Origin of the sequence: Streptomyces sp. R44 (assembly GCF_041053105.1) — a bacterium.
GTDB lineage: Bacteria > Actinomycetota > Actinomycetes > Streptomycetales > Streptomycetaceae > Streptomyces.
In genome coordinates this window covers 715,766-740,600 of sequence record NZ_CP163444.1, presented here as the reverse complement: position 1 = coordinate 740,600, position 24,835 = coordinate 715,766, and the positions used below count along the sequence as shown (strand labels likewise).

The following is a 24,835-nucleotide window of genomic DNA, read 5'->3' as shown; positions in this document are numbered from 1 at the left end:
CACACGGTCTTGCCTTCCGGACTTTTCCTCTCGCTACTGGTGGGATGACGAGAAGAAGACTGCGAGCCCAGACCGTGCCCCTGCTGAAGGCCGCTGCCGCTGCCCTGGTGTCAGCACTGCTGATCGCCGCGACGACGACCACCGCGACCGCCGACAGCGGCAGCCCAGGGGCGCCGGGGTGGAAGCCGACCTCACGGCCGCACGCGACGATCACCCCGGGGCGGATGCGGTCCGATCGGGACCTGTTACCCAGGGGGTTCAGCAAGGAGCAGGCCGACAGGGCGGAGACGATGGAGGCCCGCGCCACGGACGGATGCCAGGTGTACTGGCCCGCCCCCTACGAGGTCTGTGGCGCGATCCGCGACAAGTACAACGAGCTCGGCGGCCCGGGCGGCTTCCTGTCGTTCCCGAAATCCGACGAGCTGACGAACCCCGACGGGGTCGGCAAGCGCACCGAGTTCATCAACGGGCCGATCTACTGGTCCCCGCAGGGCGGCGCGCACCCGGTCGTGAACCACTTCTTCGCGGCGTGGTCCCGCAACGGCTGGGAGGCCGGACCGCTCGGCTACCCCACGTCGGACGAGATCGTGAATCCTGACGGCGTCGGCCGCCGCCAGCACTTCGCATCCGGCGACATCTACTGGAAGCTGAACGAGGCGTACGCGGTGCGCGGCGCGATCCGCGACAAGTGGGCCGAAGCCGGATGGGAGGCCGGCTATCTGGGCTATCCCGTGTCCGACGAGTTCGCCACGCCGGACGGGATCGGCAGCGGCGCCCGGTTCGAGCACGGAATGATCTACTGGACCGCCGCGTACGGGGCACATCCGGTCAGCGGCGGGCTGCTGGCCAAGTGGGAGCTGTCCGGCTACGAGAAGGGCCCGTACGGGTATCCGGTCGCCGACCAGCAGCCGCGTGGATCGGCGTGGGACCAGGACTTCCAGTTCGGGACGATGGGGTTCCCGACCGATCCGGTCGCGGCCGCCGACCCCGACGACGGGGACGCGGACCCGACCGTGGGCGACCAGGTCCCGGTGACCTGGGCGGACTTCGCCGCCGACGCCGGCACCGAAGGTGCCGGCAGGCCGGTGGTCCAGGACAGGCCCGGCACGCTGGAGCCCTGTACCGCGGGCGAGTCCTGCATGCACGACGGCGCGACGACGGTCGCCGCCGACGACCCGCCGGACGATCCGATCATCGACGGCCCCGACACGCAGGGGACGTTCATCTCCCCGCTCTGCCTCGACCAGCCCTGGGACGGGCAGTGGCGTACGGGACGCAAGCACGCGTGCATGATCTGGAAGAACCTGGACGTCGATGTCATCGACGCCAAGGGCGCCGAAGTCGGGTCGATCCCCTTCACCGTGAAGACCGGCGTCCTGACCTCGCACAAGTCGGGCGAGTTCCAGCAGGAGTTCCGCGTCGACTTCCACGGTCTGACGGGGAAGACGGGCAAGCCGACGTTCCGGTACAAGCTGACGTACAACAACACGCCCGCCGGGTCGTACGGCGTCGAAGGAGCCGCCGACGGATCACTGATCAAGTCGGGCCAGTCGAAGGTCATCGTCGTCAAGTGGAAGCAACAGACGATGGCCGACCAGGCGCTGAAGTACCCGGTCGTCAACATCGCGTGGAACTTCGGGAACCTGGACCCGGAGATCATCCCCGGCCGGCAGTGGGGCAATATCCGAGTCGCCGACGTGCGGTGCGATTCCACCATGAAGCTGTCCAACGGGACCTTCCGCCAGGGGTGTGTGTTCCCCGGTGCGACACCCGAGTTCAAGCTGACGTCCGTCACCCCCGAGCAGACCTGGCACGTCGCCGAGGCGATCGCGTCCGGTCTTCCCGGTTCGGCCGCCAGGCCCCTGCACCGGCAGGCCGACAAATCCAAGCGGGACATCAACCGTCAGTACTCCTGCCCCCGTAAGGGCGCGGTCGCCGACGCCCGACGCCTGACCGGCCGGTCCTGCGACGAGTACCCGTTCGCGTCCAGCAACGAAGGAGCGGCCGCCCACCCCGATCTGGGCCGCACCGTTCACGACAACTGCAACGTCAAGGACCTGAGGATCACCACCGGCCCCGACGGATACAGCGTCTGCATGATCGACGCGAAGCAGAACTCGCACAGCGGCAGTCTGCTGGGCAAGTTCTACGGCGAGGAACGCGTCGTCGACCAGGACAAGTTCAGCCTGGCGACCTCGGGCGGCGCACCGCCCGGCATCCCGTAGCGCCCGGTAGAGCCGCCGCGCGCGTCGAGAGGGGCCCCGCGGACCACATGGTCCGCGGGGCCCCCTCCGTGCCGTGCGCAGGGGCGTCCTCGCCCTCGACGCAAGGGCTAGGCCGACGAGCCCGCCGCCAGCTTCTCGCGTACCGCGTCGAGATACTCCGCCACCGCGTCCCGGTTCCGGGTGAGGCAGCGGATCCGGTCGGTCATCCGGTCCCGCTCGTCCTCCAGGGTCGCCAGCATCTCCGGCGTCGCGTCCGGGAAGTGGATCATCCGAGGCTTGTTCAGGCACGGCAGGATCTGCTTGATGATCCGGGTGGGCAGACCGGCGTCGAGCAGGCCCCGGATCTGCAGGACCCGGTCCACGTTCGACTCGTCGTAGACGCGGTAGCCGTTCGGCAGCCGGTCGGCGACGATGAGAGCCTGCTCCTCGTAGTAGCGCAGCAGTCTGCGCGGTGTTCCGGTGCGCTCGGACAGCTCGCCGATCCGCATGGGAAGCCCCCTCCAGGGAATCGCTTGACCTTCACATCAATGTGAGGGTTCGAGCATACGGACATGACCCACGACACGACAGTGGCGGCAGGTCCCGCCACCCACGCGCCCGAACACCGCCCCGCCTCCGGCCGGTTGCCCCTGCCGGCCCTACTCGCCCTCGCCACCGCCGTCTTCGTCACCAGCCTCACCGAGACGCTCCCCGCCGGAGTCCTGCCCGGCATGAGCGCCGACCTCGGCGTCGGCGAGGCCGCCATGGGCCAGTCGGTCACCGGATACGCCCTCGGTACGGCCCTCACCGCCGTCCCCCTGGCCGCCCGCACCGCCGGCTGGCGCCGCAAGCGCCTGCTGCTCACCTCCATGGCCGGATTCGCCGCCGCCAACACCGTCACGGCGGTCTCCTCCTCGTACGCCCTCACCATGGGCGCCCGCTTCCTCGCCGGGGTCGCCGCGGGCGTCGCCTGGGCCCTGCTCGCCGGCTACGCCCGCCGCATCGCCCCGGCGCGCCTCCAGGGCCGTGCCGTCGCCGTCGCGATGACCGGCATCCCGCTCGCGCTGTCCCTCGGCGTCCCGGCCGGAACCTTCCTCGGCGAGGCCGTCGGCTGGCGGGCCGCCTTCACCGCCATGACCGTGATCGCCGTCGTGCTCCTCGGCTGGATCGCCCTCGCCGTCCCCGACCTTCCGGGCGAACCGCGCGGCGGGCGCGCCCCGGTCGCCCGCACCCTGAAGGTCCCCGGCGTGCTCCCGGTCCTGGCGGTCACCTTCACCCTCGTCCTGGCCCACACCGTCCTCTACACGTACGTCGCCGCCTACCTCGACCACCTCGGCCTCGGCGGCTCCACCGGCCTCGTCCTGCTGGTCTTCGGCGCCGCCTCGCTCGCCGGGATCTGGTTCACGGGCCGTCACATCGACCGCAGGCTCCGCGCCCTGACCCTCGCCGGAACGATCCTCTTCGCGGTCGCCGCCGCCGCGTTCGCCGTCCCGGCGGCGAGCACCGCCCTGGTCCTCCTGGCCGCCGCGCTCTGGGGCTTCGGCTGGGGCGGCGCGCCCACGCTCCTGCAGACGGCCGTCGCCGAGGCGGGCGGGGACGACGCGGACACCGCGCAGACGATGCTGGTCAGCCTCTGGAACGCGGCCATGGCGGCGGGCGGTGTCGCCGGCGGCCTCCTCCTCGACGGGCTCGGCGCCGGCGCCCTGCCCTGGAGCGTCCTGGTCCTGCTCGTCCCGGTGGTCGCCGTCGTGACCGGCGCCCGCACCCACGGCTTCCCGGCCCGCGGGTGAACCCCGCCCGTCCCACCGGACGGTCTGTCCCACCGGACGCACCGAGGCCCCCACCGCGCGCGGTGGGGGCCTCCGTACGTTCCGGAAGCGTGCTGCGGGGTCAGGCGGCCGGCGGCACCCGGGACGGGCGGCCCGCGCCGCGCGTCAGGACGTAGCCGCCGATGCCCGCGAGCGCGGCCAGGACGCCGCCGACCACGGTCCAGATCCAGCGGTCCGACCACCAGCCGGAGGACCAGCCGTCCTCCGGGGCCGCCGCCTCGACGGCGGTCTTCCGGCCGGCGTCCTCGTCCGCCTTGGCCTGGTCGGCGGTGGTCGCCCCCGGCACCAGCGGCGCGGCGAGCGAGCCGTCCGTGGCGTAGGCGCCGCCCTTGTCCAGGACGTCGGCCCCCAGCCGTGCGGTGAACGGCTGGCCGAGGTCCTCGTCCGGCAGGCCGGTGACGGTCAGCCGGACGTAGTAGCTGCCGGGCAGCGGGTCGTTCGCCCAGGCGTCGGCCGAGGCGCGGACCGGGCGCAGCACACAGGCCAGCTCCACGGCCGAGGCCTCCTTCGCCGCCGTACGGGACTGCATCCCGTACATGCACGGCTGGCGCCGCCGCAGCCCGTCGTACACGTCGATCCGCCAGGTGGCGGCCCCGTGCCGGAGGGCCGCGTCGGGGAGCGTGACCGTCGCCTTCACGGTCGGCCGCTCGCCGGTGTCCGCCGGGAAGACCCAGTACAGGTAGTCACCCGTGGCGGCCTGTGCCGTGGCCTGCTGCCCCGGCAGGAACCGCGCGGCGGTACGGAAGGTGGTGCCGGCCTCCGTGGGCCCGGCCTCCTCGGAGGGGGAGGCGGACGCGCTGGGCGTGTCCCCTAGGGCGGCCGGGGCCGCGAGGCCGAGCAGGGCGGCGCCCGCGAGCGCGGCCGTGGCGAGCATGCGTACGGTACGCATCAGTTGGTCCTCCAGACAGCGACGCGCCAGCGGGACAGCCAGCCCCAGAGCAGACCGGCGAGGAAGCCGGCGAGCACCAGCACGCCGAGCAGCCACCAGCCGCGGCCGAGACCGAACGAGGCGACGTCCGACGCGCTCGACGGGCCGTCGACGACGTCCACCGTCAGCTCGACCGGCATGCCCGGGGTCGTCTTGACCGACGGGGGAGCGGAGAAGGAATTGCTGACCTGGAGACACACGGTCTCGGCCGCCGGCTTCGCGTCGCCGGGACCATCGTCGGCCTCCGGCTTCGGGTAGCGCAGTCCGGTCGAGATCACGTCGGTGCGCCCGTCGCCCGCCTCGGAGCCGCGGACGATCTCCCGGCCGTGGAGGGTGACGGCACGCAGCAGCACCCCGTAGTCGTTGTTGACGGCCCGGTCGGCCGACACGCTGACGGAGGCGCGCAGTTCCTGGCCGGGCAGCAGGTCCACCCGGTACCAGCGGTGCTCGCCGAAGGACTCGCGGTCCGTGTAGAGGCCGGGCTTCAGCTGCGGCGCCTTCTCGCACTGCGCCGCGCCCTCGGTGGCCACGGGGGTGACGACCGGGTCGGCCGCACGGTCGACCAACTGCTTCACACGCCGGGAGAGTTCCTCGGTGCGGTGGACCGAGGTGTACGTGCCTCCGGTGGCCTCCGCGATACAGGTGAGCTGCTGCCGGGTCTTGGCGTCCGGCACCAGGCCCAGGGTGTCGATGACGAGGTGGATGCCCTTCGCCGCGATCTCGCGGGCCACCTGGCACGGGTCGAGCGGGGCGCAGGTGTCCTCGCCGTCCGTGATGAGCACGATCCGCTTGGTCGCCCCGTCCTCGCCGAGGTCGTCGGCCGCGCCGAGCAGCGCCGGGCCGATCGGCGTCCAGCCGGTCGGGGCGAGAGTGGCGACGGCGGTCTTGGCCTCGGTCCGGTCGAGCGGCCCGACCGGGTACAGCGAACGGGTGTCCTTGCAGCCGCGCTTGCGGTCGTTGCCGGGATAGTCGGCGCCGAGCGTCCGGATGCCGAGCCGCACCTCCTCGGGCACCGCGTCGAGGACCTCGTTGAAGGCCTGCTTGGCGGCGGCCATGCGGGACTTGCCGTCGATGTCCTTGGCCCGCATGGAGCCGCTGACGTCCAGGACCAGCTCGACCTTGGGGGATTCCTTCGCCGCCGGCTCGTCGGCGGCCGCGCCGGTCGGCAGAAGCGCGACGCTCAGGGCGGCGAGCAGCGCGCAGGCCCCGGTCGCCAGCCGTTTTCTCGTGATCATCGCCGGATCGTATTGATGATCGTGCGACAAACCAAAACGAGGGTGGGGGCCAGGGCCTGAGACGCCGTCGGAACGGCCCGGCCCGGGGTCCCTCTCAGCGGCTCAGGGCGGTCTCCCGCACCATGTGCGTCAGCTTCTCCGGGTTGCGCACGGAGTAGATGCCGGTGATGGCTCCGTCCTCGATCCGCAGGGCCACGACCAGGTCGATCTCCCCGTCGATCCGCAGGGTCAGCGCCGGGTGGCCGTTGACGTGCGTCGGTTCGACGGTCGCCACGGGTCCCCAGGCCGCGACGCCGGCGGCCAGCAGACGGGCCACCTTCCCGGCTCCGACGGTGGGCCGTGGCATGGCCTGCTTGATGCCCCCGCCGTCGCTCAGGGCGACGACGTCCGGCGCGAGGAGGTCGAGCAGGCCCTGCAGGTCGCCGGTCTCGACCGCCCGCCGGAAGGCGGCGAGCGCGGCCCGGGTCTCGGCCGTGGAGACGACGCCGCGCGGGCGGCGCGCGGCGACGTGGGACCGTGCCCGGTGGGCGATCTGACGGACTGCCGCTGGGCGCTTGTCGACGGCCTCCGCGATCTCGTCGTACCCGAGGCCGAACACCTCGCGCAGCACGAACACCGCCCGCTCGGTCGGCGCGAGGGTCTCCAGGACGAGCATCATCGCCATCGAGACGCTGTCGGCCAGCTCGACGTCCTCGGCCACGTCGGGCGCGGTGAGCAGCGGCTCGGGCAGCCAGGGGCCCACGTACGACTCCTTGCGGCGCCCCAGCGTCCGCAGCCGGTCGAGCGCCTGCCGGGTGGTGATCCGCACGAGGTACGCGCGCCGGTCCCGCACCGTGCCGAGGTCGACGCCCGCCCAGCGCAGCCAGGTCTCCTGGAGGACGTCCTCCGCGTCCACCGCCGACCCCAGCATCTCGTAGGCGACGGTGAAGAGCAGACTGCGGTGGCTGACGAAGGCCTCCGTGGCGGGGTCGAGGCGGCGGCCGTCGTCGCTCATGCCGGTGTCTCCTGCTTCTGTCGCGCGTGGTGATGTCACCCCCGAGACGGCGCACCCCGCCGTTCCGTGACACCGCCCGCCCTGTGACGTGCGCCACGCCGGAGGACTGTCACGGGCTCCGGCAGCCTGGCATCTCCTGTACGACCCGTCAGCGAGACAGGAGGACGACATGAAGGTGGTAGTGGTGGGCGCCGGTTACGCGGGCGCGTTCGCGGCGAACCGGATCGCCGGGAAGGTGAAGGCGGCGCAGGTCACGGTGATCAACCCGCGCCCCGACTTCGTGGAGCGCGTACGGCTCCACCAGCGGATCGCCGGGACCGCCGCCGCGACGACGCCCCTCGCGTCGGTGCTGCGGGACGGGATCACGTCGGTGGTCCATCCGGTCCGGACTCGGGCGGCTGGGGGTCGAGATCGTCGACGACGGCGTCACGGAGGTGGCGGACGGCGTCGTGCGCCTGCGGTCGGGAGCGGAGTTCGGCTCGAACCTCACCCTGTGGGCGATCGTGTCGGGCGTCCCCGGCGGTCGTGATCAAGGAGCTGGCGTCCCGGGGCGGGAGGTTCGGCGCCCGCACGGGGGCCGGCGCCTGAGCTCAGGAGCCCTGGCTGTTGAGGAAGCCGATGAGGCAGGCGCCCCACCAGCCGGTCTGGCTGACGGTCGCGGCCAGGCCCGAGCGGACGAGCAGCCGGCGCGGGACGGGGCCGGCGCGGTGGGCCGCCAGGAGCTGGCCGAGGCGGTGCGCCCAGAGGCCGTTGAGGGTGACGGCGACGACGAGCCCCAGCTTGACGAGGGTCAGCGGGGAGTGGAGGTCGGGGCGGAGGAAGAGGCCGGAGACGACGAGCCCGCCGAGGCCGGCCCAGATCGGCGTCTGGAGGGCGATGGCCGTGTCGAGGACGCCGGCGAGGGGCCGCTTCCCGGTCAGCCAGAGCACGGCGAACCAGTCGACGGCGAGCACCGAACCGAGCCCGACGACGAGGAAGGCGACGTGGAAGAAGCGGGCGACCGTGAGGAGGGAGGCGTCCGCGTGGACGTGTCCGGCGGTCCAGCAGGCCGCCGCGATGCCGGCGGTGGCGACGAGCCCGAGGGCGGTGAGGAGCCATGAGGGGGTGAGCTCCGGCGCGGTTCTGGACATGCGTTGATCTTCCGGACGTATGAGCGGCATAAATTAGGTAAGGCGAAGCTAAGTTCTTCCTTGTCTGCACGTCAAGCCGGTGTGGTGCACGTCCCAGCCCTCGGAAGGCCTGCTCAGCGGTGCGCGGGGCGGGGGAGGCCCGCCTTCTGGTCGCGGGTTCAGGTCGAGAAGCATCGGCCCAGGACCTGGTGCAGGTAGTCCGCGCCCGGGCCGAGGCGGGCAGCCCGTTCGGCCGAGGGGACGAACGCGATCTCGTCGAGCTCGGGTTCCACCCCGTTCTCCCTCTCCGACACCGCGAGCTCCGCATGCCGGCGCCGTACGAGTGCGCTGGGCACGGGCGGCGCGAGGAAGTGGAAGCCGAGGCTGCCGAATCGTGTTCCCCGAGTGAGGCCCCACAGCCGCAACTCCTCGTCGGAGGCGGCTACGCCGAGCTCCTCGGCCAGTTCGCGGGCGGCATGCCGACGGAGCGACGCCATCTCCAGCGGGCGGCCCGCCGCAGGGGGTTCCGCCGAGCCGCCGGGGAGGCTCCAGCGGCCGGGCGCCGCGGTGGTGGGGGACCCGCGTCCGACCGCGAGTCCGGCCTCCGTCGGCAACAGGACGGTGACGAAGACGGACCCGGGGACCTCTTCGGCCGGCCGCAGTCGCCGCAGGGCTCGATGCCGGTACGTCATCCTTGCCCACCGCACGACCGACGGGCCGTGCCCGGGCAGGTCGATGCCCAGGCTCGCGACGAGCGGCCCGTCGAAGGTGGTGGGGTTGCGGGCCTTCGTCTCCGCCCAGAGACGGTCGACTTCGCCTCGTTCCCGCGCTGACAGGGCCGGGGGAGGGTGCTCGACGAAGTCGATCCGGTGCGCGTCGAGGAACTCGACAGGGAGATGCCCGGGCTGCATGGGAGGTCCTTCCCGCCCGTCGGGGCGCTCGGTGGCCTAGGTGCCGACCGTGCAGGAGGCGAGGGCGGCACCGTCGGGCGTGTCGACGACGAAGGCGACGAAGCCGGGGCCTTCGCCGCAGACGCGCTGCCCGACGGTCTGGACGGCGACAGTGACAGCGACAGCGATGAGCGCGCGCCGTCGTCAGGCGGCCACGGGGGAGTCGTACACCGACGCCGCCAAGGCCCTACGCCGATCGTACAGCCGCGCTGTCCGGGACCCGTGGGTCGCTCCCCGGTGCGAGGTGGCCGGCCCCGTTCCCGGTCACGATCCGTGGCTTTCGGGCCCCTGCCCGGAGGGGGGGCCAACGCGGGCGCGTCCGGACTGCATCGCGTACCTGGAAACGCTGCCCATGCGGGCGCGCCGGCCGCGCCCGGTACCCGAGCGCGAGCCGTACGTGTGTCCCGGGCCGTCCTCATGCACCGATGGCCGGTGCGGCTGCAACGACATCCCGCTGGAGGTCTGCCCGGTCTGCGAGTCCGTCTACGACTCGGGCTTCGACACCCCCTGCCCGACCTGCGGACGGCGCACGGAGCTGCCAGGCGGTTGACCAGGCCCGACTGGCCCCCACCACACGAACATGACCAGGGATCACGACCCGGCGCCGTACCGCCGACCACCCACGAGCTCGTCAGGGCGAGGTGGACTGCTGCGGGGAGCGGAGCACGAGCAGTGTGATCTCGCTGGGGGCGAAGACGCGGAAGGGCGGGCCCCAGAAGCCGGTGCCGCGGCTGGTGTAGAGCTGGGTGCGGGCGCCGTGGTGGCTGAGGCCGGCGACCGCGGGCTGGTCGAGGCGCACCAGGTGGTGGAAGGGCCAGATCTGGCCGCCGTGGGTGTGGCCGGAGAGCTGGAGGTCGATGCCGTGGGCCGCCGCCCGGTCGATGAACTTGGGCTGGTGCGCGAGGAGGAGGACGGGCAGGTCGGGATCCGCGCCCTGGAGGGCTCCGGCGAGGTGGGCGCGGTGTCCCGCGAGTCCGGAGGACTCGGCCGTGACATCGTCCACGCCCGCGACCACGAGGGTGTCACCGCCGCGTTCGAGCAGCAGGTGGCGGTTGCGCAGCGGCTCCCAGCCCAGCTCGTCCATCAGGTCGACCCAGCCCTGGGCCTCGCTGTAGTACTCGTGGTTGCCGGTGACGTAGACCCGGGCCCGCGTCGCCCGCACGGTGCCCAGAGGAGCGGCCTGGGCACGGCGGCGTTCGGCGGTGCCGTCCGCGATGTCGCCCGTGTGGCACACCAGGTCCGCCTCCAGGGCGTTCACCGTCTCGCAGACCCGGGCCGACCAGCGGGCGCGGTCGAGCGGGCCGTAGTGGGTGTCGGTGATCAGGACGACCCGGGTGCCGTCCAGCCCCGCCCCCAGACGCGGGAGCCGCACATCGAGCCGGCGCACGCGCGGCACGCGCCGGGCCTCGAAGTACCCCCATCCGAGCAGTACGGCGGTCAGGCCGAGGACCGCCCAGGTGACGATCCGCGCGCGGTCCTGTCCGTCACCGACACCGGCCACGGTCAGCGCGAGCCGCAGCAGTACGCCGAACAGCACCGACCAGGTGAACAGCACCCAAGACCCGCCCAGCAACGCGTCGCCCACGATCGCGGCCCGGTCCTGCTGACGCCGCCCGTGGCCGCGCACCATCGCGAGCGGCATCCCGACCAGGCCGAGGGCGAACAGTACGGTGCCGCTCACCGCCACGGGCAGGGGCCAGTGCTGTCCCGCGTACAGGAGGACCCAGCAGGGCACGGACCACAGAAGCAGGGGCGCGATCAAGGGGATGTACCGCATCAGGCGCTGCAACCCGCTCCGTGACGCCCCAGGCGCCTCCCCGGCGGCAGATCGGGTGTTGCTGGTGTCAGCCATACGTCCTCCAGAGGTTCTGTCCGCGGACGGATCGTACGAGCAGCGGACCCGGGCGCCGTCAGCGGCCCGCTCGTCTCGTGACGTCCTCGATCGCGGCTGCGACGAGCCGGGCGTCCCGGGTCAGGACCCGCGTGCCCGCTCCCGCCACGGCCGCGCCGACGGCCGCCGACACGACCTGAAGAGCCTGCCGGCGTCCCACCAGTGGAGCCGTTTCCCGGTCACGGCCCGGCGTGCCCACCCTGTGCGTTCCCCCTCGCGCGCCTCGGTGATCAGCCGCCGGCCGCCTCTCAGTCGGCCCGACGGCGCCCTCCCGCGGAGGCGACCAGCGCGTCCGCGACGACCGCCGCGTCCGCCTCCGCGACATCCGCCGGGTACTCCGGCAACAGGTCGTCCCACACCGGCAGCCACGAACCGTACAGCTGCGCTTGGCCCGCGGGCCGGGCGAAGAACCAGATGTGCAGGTGCGCCCCGCCGTCCCCGATCCGGTAGACGTGAGCGCGCGAGATGTGCTCCAGAGCCTGCACGTGACGGACGATGTGCGTGGTCAGTACGCCCAGCTCGGCCGCCAGCTCGTCGGGCAGATCGGCCATGTCATGGTGGTCGAGCGGATGCAGCATCAGCACCAGCGGCACCCCGACGCCCGTGATCCGTGTCAGCCGCCAGTTGTCGTTGAACCAGATGCCCTCACCGCGTTCGCGGCAGGAATCGCAATCGGTCGGATCCTCACCGTGCCGTGCCGGCTCGGGCAGGACGGGAGGCCGCAAGGGCGAGACACGCAGCCTTTCCTCCTCGAACGGGCTGATGTCCCAGCCGGTCATCCGCGCCAGCGGAAGCCGGCGCTCGGCGTCCGAGGCCGCGAGGGCGTGGTCGTAGAACTCGTCAGGTCGCAAAGCCATGGTGCGAAGACTAGTTCGAGCGGCGGCCGCGACGGAGCCGTTGTTGTCGACGGGGACGGTGGGGGAGGGCAGGTGCGCCTCGGGGAGCGAGCGATTTTCGGCCCTGACCGGTGATCATCTTGAGCATGGCCTGGGAACCCGGCCCCACCGGCGTCCGGTCGGCAGGGAGTGGTGGGGGCGCAGGACCGCGCGAGTTCGCCGACCGCAGTGGTCGACGTCCTCACCCCGATGTGGACCGGCGCGTCCGTAGGAGGTTCTGCCGCCTGATGACGAGTCCTCGCCATCGGCTGCGGGTGGTCTGTTCGTCGTCGAGCCAGCGAGCCGGGGCGTGGCCGTCGGGGAGGGGGAGGCCGGCCATGAAGTGGACGATGTCGATGGCGTACGTGTGCATGCCGCCGCGGGTCTGTTCGCGGAGCCGCCCGAGGGTGCCGCTGAGGGCCTGGTCGTCGTCGAGGACGGCCTGGTGGAAAGCGGCGGCGATCTCCAGGGTGGGCAGTTTCGAGATCAGGCCCGCGATGTCGAGTTCCGCGCGCAGCGTGCGGACGCGGTCGTCGACGGTGTCGTGGCCGGCGTCACGGACCAGTGCGGCGATCTCGGTGTTGATGGTGGTGGCGCGGAGGTCGAGTCCGGTCAGGAGGTGGTATGCCAGGTCGAGTTCGTCGTCGGCCAGGTGGGGGTCGGTGAAGGCGATGGCCAGGGCGCGTTTGGCCTGGTTGTGGGCTGCTTCGCCGCGGACGGCGTGCTCTTCGGCCTCGGTGCGTCCGGCGAGGTAGGCGGCGGCGGCACGTTCCGGCTCGCCCTGGAGCCAGTACAGGCCGCCGAGGACGCGCTGGTGGCGGCCCTCCCATCCGAGCTGCTGGGCCGCGGTGTGGGCGGTGGGAAAGTCGCCGGCCAGGTGGGCGGCCTTCGCGAGGCCGCGGCGGGCGGCGGCAGCCAGGCGGCCGCCGTGGTCGGCGACGTGCTGGTAGTCGCGGCGCGAGGCCTCCGGGTGACCGATGTCTCGCCGGGCTTTCGCCCGGTAGTACACGGCCATCACGGTCAGGTCGTCGCCCAGCAGGCCCGAGTCGATGAGGCGGGTGAGCTTGTCGACGGTGTGCCCGCGGTGTTCGCGCTGGCGGCGGGCGAGCGTGGAGAGCAAGTCGACCACCAGGTCCGCCGGCGTGGCCGCGCCCATGCCCTCGGAGCGCTCGGGGCCTTCGGGGCCGGTGGTGATCGGAGCGGACAGGGTGATGGGCTCCCATACGGAGTCGCCGACGTAGGCGAAGGCGGCGTCGGTGAGCCAGCCGGGGGAGAGGCGGAAGTCGCGGGCGAGCGCGAGGCCTTGGCGCAGGCATCCCACCAGCAGCAGCCGGTCGCGCGTGTCGGTGTGCCACTGGTCGCCGAGCGCGGCGAACGCGCGCTCGGCGGCGTGCTGCCAGTCGGTGGGGCTCCACCGGTCGTCGGTGGGGTCGTCGGCGGTGCGCAGGGTGGAACGGATCAGCGCGTGGAGGTGATAGGGCCACAGGCCGAAGGGGTGGTGGCGGATGAAGGGGCGTTCGGTCAGGCGCAGGGCGGCGGCCTCGTGGGCGAGGCCGGAGGCCTTGGTCGCGAGCGGGATGTCGAAGGAGTCGAAGAGGGTGGCCGAGCGCAGGACGTGCCTCTCGTCCGGGGTGAGGTCCTGCAGGGTGCGGGAGATCAGCGCGGGGAAGTCGGCGTCGAAGTCCGCGGGGGTGGGCGTCCGTCCCGTGCGGTGCAGCTGCAGGACGCGCATCACCGCGAGGTCGAGGTAGAGGGGCAGTCCGTGCGAGCGGTCGCTGATCACCTGGCGCAGGGCGGCGTCGATGAGAGGCCGGCTGTTACGGGTGAGGCGGCGGGCGAGGTAGCCGTCGCAGTCCTCGGGACTGAAGTCGCCGATGAGCACTTGGCGCTCGGGCACCCGGGGCGAGCCGGCGATGCGCGGGGCGGGCACCACGGTGGCGGGATCGGCGAGGTCCGGCCAGGCGGCCGGACCGGTGTGGTCGAGCTGGCCGGCGAGCGCGTCCTCGGCCCATTCGAGACGGGAGCGACCGGTGAGGACGAACAGGGCGTTGGGCATCAGCCACACGACGCGCTGCAGAAGCCGCTCCATCTCGCGGCGGGTGCGGTCGCCGGTGTCCTCGAACGTGTCGAACAGGACCACCGGTACGACGCGTTCGCCCGGCAGCCGGGCGATCTCCCAGGCGAGCAGGTGCGGGTAGTAGGAGAGCGCGTCGAGGTCGGGTTCGGCCTCCAGCAGGTCGGCGAGCCTGCGGCAACCGGACAGCGCGCGCACGGTCTGGCGCCGCTCGCGCAGTGCGGTCACGAGTGAGCCGACGACTTCGCCGACGACCGTGCCGATCGTGCCGGGCAGCAGCAGCGCCTGGGCGACGTCGGCGAGCGCGGACTTCATCTGCTGCGGCAGTGCCTGCCCGAAGGTGCGGGCCAGGCCGCCACGCTTCAGGTACTCCTCGAGGGGCTCGCCCGGGTGGACGGTCTCCCAGTAGCGACGCAGGGCGACGTCGAAGGCGGGCAGAGGCCGCCCGATCCGGGTGAGGGCCAGGCGCAGGGTGAGGACGATCTGCTCGAAGTCCATGCCGGCCGAGCGGGCCAGGTCGATGCGAACGGGCACGACCCGGACGCCGGGCGGGCCGGCCTCCGGCCAGTGCGCGGGCCGGCCGGAACCCGCGAGCGCGGCCTCGATCTTCCGCGACAGCGTGGACTTCCCGATCCCGCCGACGCCGTGGAAATGCAGCACGTTGCGACGCGGCGCCTCCAGATCCTCGACATCGAACCCTGGCGCACTCACCTGCCGCAGATGCTCGGTGAGCGCGGCGGTGACGTGAGCCCACTGCGCCTGGCGGTCGGTGAACGCCTCGTCGGTACTCAACTCCTGGTCGTTCGACCCGAACAGCATCCGCAGATCCCGCGTCACACCCGCCCCCAAAGGTGATCACTGCCGGGCGCGACCTGTGCGCCGGCGCCGGCCGAGGGCCTTCTTCCGGCAGCCCACCCGACCGGCGGACATTGTCTCAGCCGGGAACGGTGACGGCCAACACCCGTCGGAAGACGAGCGGCCGGCCCCCGTCGGCGGTCCGTCCTGCGACCCGAAGGAGGGATGGATATCCTGGAATGGAATGAATTCGCCAGATTCTCAGACATGTGCAGGAGTAAGGGCATGGACCTGCTGCCGGTCGAGATCAAGGTCAACGTCGAGGGTGACGTGCCGGGCGCGCTGACGACTCTCGACGGTTCCCACGGCGCACTGATGAGGCGTCGGATCTGGTTCGCCGAGGACCGCGACGGCGTGGCCGAGGGGCGGGTGCGGCTTCTGGAGGGCGGCGTGATCGTGCGCTTCAGGGCAGGCGGGGGACGGGACGACCTGGTCGTCAAGTTGCGCCCCACCAGCCGGGAGAAGCTGGTCGGCCGGTTCTCCGACGCGTTCGAGGTGGAGCCTGTCACGTACAAGATCGAGGAGGACTGGTCGAGGAACACCCGTGTGCTGGCAGCCTCTCTGACGCACGTTCACCCGTCCGGGACGCTCGCGGCCGCGGTGGAAGGCGGCGGCGACCCCGCCGTGCCGATCGACGCCCTGCAGGACCAGTTCCTGCACGCCTGCGCGCCCACCGTCCACATCGGCGGGCTCGTCGCGCTGGGCCCGATCGTCTCGATGAAGATCGACGACGTCCCGCTGGACGATCTGGAGGTCGGCCTGGAGGTGTGGTCGGCCGCCGGCATGGAGTTCCTGGAGGTGTCGACCCGGGTCAAGCCCGAACACGGGGAAGACGCCGAGGAGTTCAGGGAACGGGCCGAGCGCAAGCTGCGCAAGCTTGAGGAGGCGGTGCTGGACCGGGGGGTGACGCCGGCCGGACACCCTGACAGCAAGACCAGTCGCGTTCTCACCGCCCTGGCCCAGGCGGCACATGTCTGATGTCGAGGTGCTGGAGCAGCGTCAACGCCCGTCGCCCCGACTGGACTTGCCGCCCCACGCAAGAAACGCGCCCTTGTCCGCGGCGAGAAGGGTGACAGAAGGAGAACTCAGGAGGCGGACGGCTCGATCTCCCCCGCAAAGACGATGACCTGGTCGATGAGGCTCCGCCGCAGATGGACGACGTCCGTCCCCGTCAGGCGGGGGCCTCCGTCCGGCGTGGTGAAGGCCCACTGGTACCGGGCCCACTCGTCCGGCATGTCCACCGCTGAGCAGCGCACCATCGTGCCGCTCCCCGCCGGGTGGCGCCGGATGTCCAGAACGAACCGCTCGACCGCCGCGATTCCTTCGCTGCGACCCAACGGCCCCCAGAAGACCACGTCCGAGGTCAGGGCCTGGGAGAGCAGGGCAGTCACATAGCTGTCGTCCGAGGCGTTGAACGCGGAGATGAACGTGTCGATCGCGGAGCGTGCCGTCTCTTCCTGCATGCCCCAGTAATACCAGCCGTTGCGCGTGCGCTCGTCCCGCGAGCGGATGTCGTCAGTCCTCCGCCGCCAGGCGCCGCGCCTCCGTCAGCGCTTCGTCGACCGCCGCCGGGATGTCCGTCACCGGGAAGCGTGCGTGCCGCACCACGCGGTCGCGGTCCACCACGAGCACGGCCCGCTTCAGCCGCAGCAGCTGCCCGGCGCGGAAGGTGGGCAGTCGCAGGGCGGCGGCGAGGCGCAGGTCGACGTCCGAGAGGAGAGTGAAGGGAAGGCCCTCCTCGACCGCGAACACCCGCTGCTCGTCGGGGCGTTGGGTGCTGACGCCGTGCACCTCCGCGCCCGCCGCGCGGAAGTCCTCGTACGCGTCCCGGAAGAGCCGGTTCTCCAGCGTGCAGCCGACGGTGCCGGGGATGCCCGACCAGCCGTCCGGCAGGGGACCGGGGCTTCCGGTCGCCGGATAGCAGAACAGGACGGTGGCCGTGCCGCCGGTCACCGGGTCCACCGGCGCGCCGTCCCGGTGGCCCGGCAGCTCCAGGTGCGGCAGCCGCTCGCCCGCCAGGCCCGCGACGCGCCGCGCCTCCGCGCTCGCCTCGTCGGCGGTGCCGCTGAGCGAGCCGTCGCCGAAGACCCAGCGGTCCGCCCAGTCCTGCATCGACAGCAGCACCGGCAGCAGCCCCCGGCCGCTCTCCGTCAGGCGATACTCGTGCCGCACCGGCCTGTCCTGGTACGGGACCTTCTCCAGGACCCCCGTCTCCACCAGGTGCGCCAGGCGCTCGGTGAGTACCTTCCGGGAGATGCCCAGCTCCTCCTGGAGGGCGTCGAACCGGTGGTGCCCGCGCGCGGTCTCCCGGATCAGGAGCAGGCTCCACCAGTCGCCGACCACCGTCGCCGCATGCGCGATCGCGCACGCCGCGTCCCGCTCGGGCACCGACCTCATCACCACGTCTCCCCTCCTCCGCGCACGGCGGCCGCTCCTCGGGACCATCTTGCGTCATGAGGTCGGTTCCCGATAAAAACTCACTCGGAGCGAGTGAGTTCCGAAAAGAGACTAACGAGACCCAGGGGGTGGGCGCCGTATGAGCGGGACACGAGCGATCCCGGAGCACGACCGACGCGAGGACGAGCAGGAGACCTCGCCGCCGGGCGTCTTCTGGCGCTTCTGGGCCGCCTCCGCCGTCAGCGGCGCGGGCAGCGCCGTCACCGCCCTCGCCCTGCCCCTGGTCGCCCTCACCGTCCTCGACGCCACCGCCTTCGAGGTCGCCCTGCTCGCCGCCGCCGGACAGGTCTCCTGGCTGCTGCTCAGCCTCCCGGCGGGCGTCGTGGCACAGCGCGTACCGCTGCGCCGGCTCCAGGTCGCGCTCGACCTCGTGCGGTTCGCGGCGCTCGGATCGCTGCCGCTCGCCTGGTGGACCGGTACTCTCACGTATCCGCACCTGCTGTGCGCGGCGCTCGTCACCGGCGCGGCGACGGTGCTGTTCGACATCGGCAACTCGACCTTCCTGCCCGCCGTCGTCCCGGCCCGACAGCTGGCCGCCCGCAACAGCGTCATGTCGGGCACGCACGCCGTCACCGACACCGGCGGCCCCTCCCTCGGCGGCGTCCTGATCGGCGCGACGGGCCCGGTCGGCGCGCTCGTCGTGGACGCCGCCAGCTACCTGGCCTCCGCCGTGCTCCTGCGCACCCTCCCCGAGAGCCGCCCCGCGCCCCGCACCGGTGAGGGCGTGCTCCGGCTGATGCGCGAGGGCTGGCGGTACGTCACCAGACACCCGGTCATGCGGCCCTGCATGATCTGGGCGACCGCCGCCAACTTCCTCAACGCGGCCCTCGTCGCCCTCACCCCCCTCTACCTGGTCCGCGAGGCCGGCCTCGACTCCGTACAGCTCGGCCTCGTCCTCGCCATGGACGGGGTCGGCGCCCTCGCCGGCGCCGCCGTCGCGGTCCGGGTGACCACCCGCCTCGGCACCGCGTGGGGCGTCATCGCGGCCGACCTGACCGGCGGCGCGCTGCTCCTGCTCGCCCCGCTGACCACGTCGGCGGGGGACGCCTACTGGTTCGCCCTGGGCAACGCCGGCTTCGCCTTCGGCACCGTCATCGGCTCGATCACCACCCGCACCTACCGGCAGACCCAGTCGCCCCCGGAGCTGCTGTCCCGCGTGATGGCCACGGTCCGCTTCGTCTCCTGGGGCGCGCTGCCGCTCGGTGCGCTCACCGCCGGCCTCCTCGCCACCGTCGCCGGCGCCCACACCGCTCTCTGGGCCGTCTGCGCCGCCGCCTTCCTGCCCCCGCTCTACCTCTTCTCCACCCAGGTGGGCCGCCACCGCGACCTCATCTGACGCCCGGGCGCCATGGCACCGCGACTGCCACCGGACCCGCGACCGTTCCGGCCCGCACTCAGCGGTGTTCGGGATTCTCGAAGTCGAAGCGGCAGCCGGCGTCCCACTCGGAGCGCTGGTTTCCGTGGGCGGGGATGCCGCCGGCGTCCTTGAGCATCTTCGCCAGGTGGAGCTGGTTCCAGGTCATGAAGGTCGTGTTGCGGTTGGTGAAGTCGTTCTCCGGACCGCCGGAGCCGGGGTCGAGGTAGGACGGTCCCGGGCCGGCCGGGCCGACCCAGCCCGCGTCCGCCTGCGGCGGAAGGACGTATCCGAGGTGCTGGAGGCTGTAGAGGACGTTCATCGCGCAGTGCTTGGCGCCGTCCTCGTTGCCGGTGATCAGGCAGCCGCCGACCCGGCCGTAGTAGGCGTACTGGCCGCGCTCGTTGAGGATCGACGAGCAGGCGTACAGCCGCTCGATGACCTTCTTCATGACCGAGGAGTTGTCTCCCAGCCATACGGGTCCGGCCAGCGTGAGGATGTCCGCGGCCATCACCTTCGAGTAGATGACGGGCCACTCATCGGTCTCCCAGCCGTGCTCGGTCATGTCCGGCCACACACCGGTCGCGATGTCGATGTCCACCGCCCTGAGCACCTCGACCTGCACGCCCTGGCGCTCCATGATCCCGGTGCTGATGTCGATCAAGCCCTGGGTGTGGCTGCGCTCCGGCGACCGCTTGAGAGTGCAGTTGATCACCAGGGCGCGGAGATCGCGGTAGGACGTGCCGGTGTCGGTCATCGATGCGTCCCCTTGCGGACGAGTGGGTGGTCGGGCGGCGCGGCACCCGGCTGCCGACGTCGAGAGGGCCCCGGGCCGGTCCGGCCGCACATCCCGTCCACTGTCCCGCCTCGTGGGGCGGAATGATCGAATGCCGCGCCAACGGTCACGGAGTCGGCCCCCCGATCACCCGCATGGCCCCGCACCTATGACAGGCGAGCGACCGATCGCACGAGGGGCCCGGAGCGCGGCCTCAGGCCGAGGAGCCGGCGGGGTCCGGAAGCGGGCGGGCCCGGACGCTCTGGGAGGGTTCCTGATGGCCGCCCGACGCGAGGATGCGCACCTCGTCCCGGTCGCTGATCTCGGCTTTGATGATGCCGGTGGCGTCGCTGTAGACGGGGTGGCCCCCGGCCCCCTTGAGGTCCGTGCGCTCCACGATCACGACGTCCCGGGCTGAGCCTGTGCTGTCGGAGAACACCAGCTCGTAGCGGAGTGGGTTCATCTCCCCGATTTTACGCCGATCGGGCGCGGCCACCCCCTGGACGGACTCAGGCCACCGCGTCGACCAGCGCCGCCAGGGCACGGCCCAGCGCCTCGGCGCCCGGGCCCGCCGCACCGCCCGGCTCGCTCATGTACAGATCGCGGCGGATCTCCACCATCAGGGCGCTCACCCGCGGATCCCGGCCGTAGTGCGCCAGCGGCACGTACGTCCCCGCGAACGGGCTGTCCGTGCCGACGCCGCCGAACCCGCCGAACGCCTCCCGCGCCGCGTCGAGCAGCGCGGGCGGGGTGTGGAAGGCGTCCGTGCCGAGGCAGACCGGCGGACGCGGCCCCTCGCCGTGCAGTTCGTACGGCAGCCGCTCCGTCGGGTACGAGTGGACGTCGACGATCACCACCCGTCCCGCCACGGCCAGCCGCCCGGCCACGGCCTCCGTCATCGCCCGGGCGTACGGGGCGAAGTACCGGTCGAGCAGCGGCGCCGGATCGAAAGCGTCCGCCCGCAGCGCGGCGCGGTGGGTGGTGCGGGTGTACACCGCGCCCATCCCGACGGACAGCATCTCCTCGCGCTCGTCCGGGAAGCGCTCCGGGTCGACGACGAGCCGCGAGAGCCCGTTCACGAACCGCCAGGGCGCCACGCCGGCCGCCGCCGCGGCCACGGCGGCGATCTCCGCCGTGTGGGAGTCCGTGATGTGGTCCAGCTCCCGGGCCAGCTCCGCGTCGCCGAGCAGGATCCCCTCCCGCACGTCCGGGGGAACCTCGCGCGAGGAGTGCGGCACGTGCAGGAGGACGGGGGAGTCCGGGGCTCCGGGGAGGAGGCGGAAGGAGGGCGCGGTCTCGGTCATGCAGCGATCTTGCCCCCGACCCCACCCGCGCCGTGGCGAAACCGCTGGTTACAGTGGTGCGAGGTCGCGCCGCCGCACCAGGAGCAGGCGTGAGACCGGGCCGACTGTCGACCACAGGGACCCGTACGACCACCAGACCTGCCCGTCCCTGCCCCGGAAACCCGCGCATCCCATGAGCACCGACACCGCCCTGCGTCCCGACACCGACCCCGACACCCACGCCCGCCGGGAGGCGCGCCTGCCGTGGATCGCCGGCCGCGCCCCGGCCCGGCCCGCGCCCGGCGCCGCCGTCCACAACGTCAGCGCCGCGACCGCCGCCCTCCTCGGGCTCGTCGCGCTCGGCGCCCTCATCCACGAGCCGGTGCTGATACCCCCGCTGGCCGCCAGCGCCGCGCTCGTGCACTGCGCCCCCGCGCTGCCCCTGGCCCAGCCCCGGAGCGTCGTCGTCGGCCACCTCATCGGCGCCGCCGCCGGATACGCCGTGGCGGCCTTCGCCCCGCACGGCAGCGCCTGGGCCGCCGCCGTCGCCGCCGGAATCGCCCTCGCCCTGAACACCCTGGCCCGCACCCCGCACTCCCCGGCCTGCGCGACCGCCGTCGTCATCGTGCTCCAGGCCCCCGCGCCCGCCCGCTTCGTCCCCCTGCTGTTCGGGTCCACGGTGCTGCTCGTCCTGACCGCGTACGCCGCCTCCCGCATCCGCCGCGCGGCACCGAAGTACCCCGCGTACTGGTGGTGAGCACCCCCGCCCCGTGAGGCTCCGAGCCCCTGCGCCCCGGCAGGGCGACCGTACGCCCTCCGCCTGATCGCGTGTGCGGGCGCCTGCGGCCCGGTGCGCCCCGGGGGTCCGCACCTCCGGGCGCCTTCCCCCGGGGTGATCGCGTCACCTTCCGGCCGGTTCCGGACGGAAAGCGCCGGTCGGCTCCGGTCCGTCCCGAGCGGGCCCCGACGAGCGCGTATCACCCTGTGTATGGCCTCCTCCTTTCCGTACCTCCGGCAGGACTTCGCCGCCTCCCTCGTCGTCTTCCTCGTCGCGCTCCCCCTCTGCATCGGCGTGGCGGTCGCCTCCGGCGTCCCCGCCGAGCTCGGTCTCGTCACCGGCATCGTCGGCGGCGCCGTCACCGGCCTCATGCGGGGCAGCAGCCTCCAGGTCTCCGGCCCCGCCGCCGGCCTCACCGTCCTCGTCCTCGACGCCGTCCGGACGCTCGGCCCGGCCGCGCTGGGCGTCGTCGTCCTCCTCGCGGGGCTGCTCCAGGTCGCCATGGGCCTGCTGCGCTGGGGCCGCTGGTTCCGGGCCATCTCCCTCTCCGTCGTCGAGGGCATGCTCGCCGGGATCGGCCTCGTCATCGTCGCCGGCCAGCTCTACGCCGCGGCCGGCCTCAGCGCCCCCGCCTCCGGCCCGGCCCGGCTCGCCGGACTGCCGGCCGCCCTGGGGCGCGCGGTGACGACCGGTGCCACCCTCGTCCCGCTCGCCGTCGCCGCCGCCACGGTCCTCGTGATCGTCGGCTGGCGGCATCTGCCCCGCCGGGCCCGGGCCGTCCCCGGCGCGCTCGTCGCCGTCCTCCTCGCGGCGCTCGCGACCGCCCTGCTCGACCTGCCGGTCGCGACGGTAAGGGTCAGCGGGGTCCTGGACGCCGTGGGACTGCCCGGAGCGGACGGGCTCGCCGCCCTGACGGACGTCGCCCTGCTCGGCACCGTCCTCGCCTTCGCGCTGATCGCCTCCGCCGAGTCCCTCTTCAGCGCGGCGGCCGTGGACCGGCTGCACGACGGACCGCCCACCGACTACGACAAGGAACTCCTCGCCCAGGGATGCGGCAACACGCTCTGTGGACTGCTCGGGGCGCTGCCGATGACCGCCGTGATCGTCCGCAGCTCGGCCAACGTCCAGGCGGGCGCCAGGACCAAGGCCTCGCGCGTCCTCCACGGGCTGTGGCTGCTGCTCTTCGCCGCCCTGCTGCCCGGCACCCTGGAGTACGTGCCGCTCGCGGCCCTCGCCGGCATCCTCGTCCACGCGGGCTGGAAACTGATCCCCTTCCGGGGCCTCGTCACGCTCTGGCGCGGCCACCGCGGCGAGGCGCTCGTCCTGGTGGTGACGGCCCTGGCGATCGTCACCCTGAACATGCTCGAAGGCGTCCTCGTCGGACTCGTCGTCTCCGTCGCCAAAGCGGCCTGGGACGCCTCCCACCTCCGCGTCGACCACAGCGACGAGGGCGAAGGGCCCGTGCGCGTCGGGCTGTCCGGCACCGTGACCTTCCTGCGGCTGCCGAAGATCCTGGACACCCTGGAAGCCCTGCCGCGCGACCGCCCGGTCGTCCTGGACCTCTCCGGGCTGCACCACCTGGACCACGCCTGCCGGGCCGCGCTCGACTCCTGGGCCGAGCGGCACCGCACGAGCGGCGGCCCCGCCTCCGTACACCTCCACGGGCCGCCGGAGCGGCACGTCTGAGGGCGGACCACCGGGGTACGGCTCAGCGGTCGACCATCACCGCCGCGTGGACCGTCTTGCCGTCCGGCCGGGTGTCCACCGTCACCTCGCGGCACAGGCGCAGCACGATCGGCCAGCCGAAGCCGCCTGGCCGCAGGTTCTCGCGGAGCTCGTGGCGCGGCGGCTCCTCGCTGGCGTCGGCCACGGAGACCGTGACCCGGTCACTGCCGACGGCGATCCCGAACGAGGTGACCCCGCCGCCGTGACGATGGGCGTTCGTGACCAGTTCCGAGGTGACGAGCAGCAGGTCGTCGACCTGGGAGGCCCGCAGGGGACCCAGGGCCATGAGCGTGTGGCGCACCAGCTGCCTGGCCTGCGCCGGGGTGACGAGCGGTGAGGTGCCGGCCCCCCCGGCGGCGGCCCGGGGACCCGCGGCGTCCATGCGGGACCTGGTTTCGCTCCGGCTGTTCATCGCGGGTCCCTTTCTTCCCGATACGTCGAGGGGTGACGGGTTACGCCTGCCCGGTCACGCCCGAGTGATGCCTCCCGCCCGGGCCGAAGAAGGGGCGTCACGGAGAGGAATGCGTCCGTACGGAGCGGGTAAGCGGACCGGGACCGCCGAACGGACAGAGAGCAGGAGGAGGTCGTCCCCGTGCGGACCGAGGTGCCGAAGGCGACGGAGACGTGCGTGACGAGCGGTACGGGGGAGGGGCTGCCCGACATAACGGCCCCCCACGAGGTCGCGCCCCGGGACGCGCGCGCCCTGTCGAGAGTGTTCCTCCGCGAACTCGCGGCGCGGGAGGAGGGGACGCCGGAGCACCAGTACGTCCGGAACACCCTGATCGAGATGAACATGACGCTCGTGCGGTACGCGGCGGGCCGGTTCCGCGGGCGGGCCGAGGAGATGGAGGACATCGTCCAGGTCGGCATGATCGGCCTGATCAAGGCGATCGACCGCTTCGACCTGGCCCGCGAGGTGGAGTTCACGACCTTCGCCGTGCCGTACATCGTGGGCGAGATCAAGCGGTTCTTCCGCGACACCTCCTGGGCGGTGCACGTCCCCCGCCGGCTCCAGGAGGCGCGGGTCGAGCTGGCGAAGGCGACCGACGAACTGAGCTCACGGCTCGGCCGCGCGCCCCGGGTCGCGGAACTGGCGCCCGTCATGGACCTGTCCGAGGAGCAGGTGGTCGAGGCCCAGCTGGCCGCGAACGGCTACCACTCCACGTCCCTGGACGCCGCGATCGGCGGGGGCGACGACGACACGGACGACGCGGCCCTGGCCGACCTCATCGGCGAGGAGGACACGGCGCTCGCGCTCTTCGAGGACTTCCACACCCTCGCCCCGCTCGTGGCGGCCCTCGGCGAGCGGGACCGGGTGCTGCTGCACCTGCGGTTCGTCGAGGAGCTGACCCAGACGCAGATCGGCGAGCGCCTCGGCGTATCCCAGATGCACGTCTCGCGGCTCCTGGCCCGGAGCCTGAACAGGCTGCGGGACGGCATGGTCGAGGCTGGAGCCTGAAAGGGGGTACGCCCGGGACCTCCCGGGCGTACCCCGCAGTACGTACCTTCGTACCCCCGC

24 protein-coding genes are annotated in these 24,835 nt (G+C 72.8%); 7 read left to right on the top strand and 17 right to left on the bottom strand.

Translation table 11 applies throughout. From position 1 onward, the window contains the following. The first annotated feature begins 44 nt into the window (after nucleotides 1-44). Nucleotides 45-2,225, top strand: coding sequence for a hypothetical protein (locus AB5J54_RS03620; protein ID WP_369142406.1), 2,181 nt, complete (start codon nucleotides 45-47; stop codon nucleotides 2,223-2,225). A gap of 107 nt (nucleotides 2,226-2,332) precedes the next feature. Here AB5J54_RS03620 and AB5J54_RS03615 read toward each other — a convergent pair whose 3' ends face one another. Next, nucleotides 2,333-2,713 carry a MerR family transcriptional regulator gene (locus tag AB5J54_RS03615; RefSeq protein WP_369142405.1) on the bottom strand — a complete coding sequence of 127 codons (381 nt, stop codon included), beginning with the start codon at nucleotides 2,711-2,713 and terminating at the stop codon, nucleotides 2,333-2,335. A gap of 63 nt (nucleotides 2,714-2,776) precedes the next feature. Between AB5J54_RS03615 and AB5J54_RS03610 the strand changes: the two genes are divergently transcribed. Continuing rightward, a complete protein-coding gene (locus AB5J54_RS03610) occupies nucleotides 2,777-3,994 on the top strand; it encodes an MFS transporter (RefSeq protein WP_369142404.1) in 1,218 nt (405 codons plus the stop codon). A gap of 100 nt (nucleotides 3,995-4,094) precedes the next feature. On the opposite strand, the gene AB5J54_RS03605 is transcribed toward AB5J54_RS03610, so the two are convergent. The 10 genes from AB5J54_RS03605 to AB5J54_RS03560 form a co-directional block, all read right to left on the bottom strand. Continuing rightward, nucleotides 4,095-4,922: a hypothetical protein gene (locus AB5J54_RS03605; protein ID WP_369142403.1), complete on the bottom strand. Its 828-nt coding sequence runs from the start codon at nucleotides 4,920-4,922 to the stop codon at nucleotides 4,095-4,097. Next, nucleotides 4,922-6,196 carry a VWA domain-containing protein gene (locus AB5J54_RS03600; protein WP_369142402.1) on the bottom strand — a complete coding sequence of 425 codons (1,275 nt, stop codon included), beginning with the start codon at nucleotides 6,194-6,196 and terminating at the stop codon, nucleotides 4,922-4,924. Before AB5J54_RS03600 ends, AB5J54_RS03605 begins: the two co-directional genes overlap by 1 nt. A 94-nt stretch (nucleotides 6,197-6,290) precedes the next feature. Beyond that, entirely contained in the window at nucleotides 6,291-7,190 is a 900-nt protein-coding gene (locus AB5J54_RS03595) for an RNA polymerase sigma-70 factor (RefSeq protein ID WP_369142400.1), read from the bottom strand. 195 nt (nucleotides 7,191-7,385) lie between these two features. Further along, the gene (locus AB5J54_RS03590) at nucleotides 7,386-7,556 is read right to left on the bottom strand and encodes a hypothetical protein (RefSeq protein ID WP_369142399.1); all 171 of its coding nucleotides are present in this window, start codon (nucleotides 7,554-7,556) and stop codon (nucleotides 7,386-7,388) included. A gap of 224 nt (nucleotides 7,557-7,780) precedes the next feature. Further along, nucleotides 7,781-8,320: a hypothetical protein gene (locus AB5J54_RS03585; protein WP_369142398.1), complete on the bottom strand. Its 540-nt coding sequence runs from the start codon at nucleotides 8,318-8,320 to the stop codon at nucleotides 7,781-7,783. 158 nt (nucleotides 8,321-8,478) lie between these two features. Then, nucleotides 8,479-9,210, bottom strand: a complete 732-nt coding sequence (locus AB5J54_RS03580) for an NUDIX domain-containing protein (protein WP_369142397.1) — start codon at nucleotides 9,208-9,210, stop codon at nucleotides 8,479-8,481. Nucleotides 9,211-9,880: 670 nt separating this feature from the next. After that, nucleotides 9,881-11,101: a metallophosphoesterase gene (locus tag AB5J54_RS03575; RefSeq protein WP_369142396.1), complete on the bottom strand. Its 1,221-nt coding sequence runs from the start codon at nucleotides 11,099-11,101 to the stop codon at nucleotides 9,881-9,883. A 58-nt stretch (nucleotides 11,102-11,159) separates the two neighbouring features. Continuing rightward, a complete protein-coding gene (locus tag AB5J54_RS03570) occupies nucleotides 11,160-11,300 on the bottom strand; it encodes a hypothetical protein (protein ID WP_369142395.1) in 141 nt (46 codons plus the stop codon). Between the two features lie 88 nt (nucleotides 11,301-11,388). Further along, the gene (locus tag AB5J54_RS03565) at nucleotides 11,389-11,997 is read right to left on the bottom strand and encodes a hypothetical protein (protein ID WP_369142394.1); all 609 of its coding nucleotides are present in this window, start codon (nucleotides 11,995-11,997) and stop codon (nucleotides 11,389-11,391) included. Nucleotides 11,998-12,217: 220 nt separating this feature from the next. Next, entirely contained in the window at nucleotides 12,218-14,926 is a 2,709-nt protein-coding gene (locus AB5J54_RS03560; protein WP_369142393.1) for an ATP/GTP-binding protein, read from the bottom strand. Between the two features lie 183 nt (nucleotides 14,927-15,109). On the opposite strand from AB5J54_RS03560, the gene AB5J54_RS03555 reads away from it, so the two are divergent. Next, on the top strand, nucleotides 15,110-15,922 hold the full coding sequence (locus tag AB5J54_RS03555) for a hypothetical protein (RefSeq protein ID WP_369142392.1): 813 nt from the start codon (nucleotides 15,110-15,112) through the stop codon (nucleotides 15,920-15,922). Nucleotides 15,923-16,029: 107 nt separating this feature from the next. Here the strand turns inward: AB5J54_RS03555 and AB5J54_RS03550 are convergent, their stop codons facing one another. Beyond that, the gene (locus AB5J54_RS03550; protein ID WP_369142391.1) at nucleotides 16,030-16,407 is read right to left on the bottom strand and encodes a nuclear transport factor 2 family protein; all 378 of its coding nucleotides are present in this window, start codon (nucleotides 16,405-16,407) and stop codon (nucleotides 16,030-16,032) included. Nucleotides 16,408-16,459: 52 nt separating this feature from the next. Then, nucleotides 16,460-17,341 (bottom strand): winged helix-turn-helix transcriptional regulator, encoded by an 882-nt coding sequence (locus tag AB5J54_RS03545; protein WP_369149202.1) that lies wholly within the window; start codon nucleotides 17,339-17,341, stop codon nucleotides 16,460-16,462. 139 nt (nucleotides 17,342-17,480) lie between these two features. On the opposite strand from AB5J54_RS03545, the gene AB5J54_RS03540 reads away from it, so the two are divergent. Further along, nucleotides 17,481-18,737: an MFS transporter gene (locus tag AB5J54_RS03540; protein WP_369142390.1), complete on the top strand. Its 1,257-nt coding sequence runs from the start codon at nucleotides 17,481-17,483 to the stop codon at nucleotides 18,735-18,737. Nucleotides 18,738-18,795: 58 nt separating this feature from the next. On the opposite strand, the gene AB5J54_RS03535 is transcribed toward AB5J54_RS03540, so the two are convergent. The 3 genes from AB5J54_RS03535 to AB5J54_RS03525 all read right to left on the bottom strand — a co-directional run bounded on the left by AB5J54_RS03535 (nucleotide 18,796) and on the right by AB5J54_RS03525 (nucleotide 20,834). Next, a complete protein-coding gene (locus AB5J54_RS03535) occupies nucleotides 18,796-19,512 on the bottom strand; it encodes a flavodoxin family protein (RefSeq protein WP_369142389.1) in 717 nt (238 codons plus the stop codon). Nucleotides 19,513-19,744: 232 nt separating this feature from the next. Continuing rightward, nucleotides 19,745-19,993 (bottom strand): DUF6296 family protein, encoded by a 249-nt coding sequence (locus tag AB5J54_RS03530; RefSeq protein ID WP_369142388.1) that lies wholly within the window; start codon nucleotides 19,991-19,993, stop codon nucleotides 19,745-19,747. Nucleotides 19,994-20,039: 46 nt separating this feature from the next. Next, nucleotides 20,040-20,834, bottom strand: coding sequence for an N-formylglutamate amidohydrolase (locus AB5J54_RS03525; RefSeq protein ID WP_369142387.1), 795 nt, complete (start codon nucleotides 20,832-20,834; stop codon nucleotides 20,040-20,042). Between the two features lie 172 nt (nucleotides 20,835-21,006). Here AB5J54_RS03525 and AB5J54_RS03520 point away from each other — a divergent pair, with 172 nt between their 5' ends. Beyond that, nucleotides 21,007-21,570, top strand: coding sequence for an HPP family protein (locus AB5J54_RS03520; RefSeq protein ID WP_369142386.1), 564 nt, complete (start codon nucleotides 21,007-21,009; stop codon nucleotides 21,568-21,570). 231 nt (nucleotides 21,571-21,801) lie between these two features. Then, nucleotides 21,802-23,277, top strand: coding sequence for a SulP family inorganic anion transporter (locus tag AB5J54_RS03515; RefSeq protein ID WP_369142385.1), 1,476 nt, complete (start codon nucleotides 21,802-21,804; stop codon nucleotides 23,275-23,277). 22 nt (nucleotides 23,278-23,299) lie between these two features. Here the strand turns inward: AB5J54_RS03515 and AB5J54_RS03510 are convergent, their stop codons facing one another. Continuing rightward, nucleotides 23,300-23,728 carry an ATP-binding protein gene (locus AB5J54_RS03510; RefSeq protein WP_369142384.1) on the bottom strand — a complete coding sequence of 143 codons (429 nt, stop codon included), beginning with the start codon at nucleotides 23,726-23,728 and terminating at the stop codon, nucleotides 23,300-23,302. A 180-nt stretch (nucleotides 23,729-23,908) separates the two neighbouring features. On the opposite strand from AB5J54_RS03510, the gene AB5J54_RS03505 reads away from it, so the two are divergent. Continuing rightward, the gene (locus AB5J54_RS03505) at nucleotides 23,909-24,775 is read left to right on the top strand and encodes a SigB/SigF/SigG family RNA polymerase sigma factor (protein WP_369142383.1); all 867 of its coding nucleotides are present in this window, start codon (nucleotides 23,909-23,911) and stop codon (nucleotides 24,773-24,775) included. Nucleotides 24,776-24,835 lie beyond the last annotated feature (60 nt).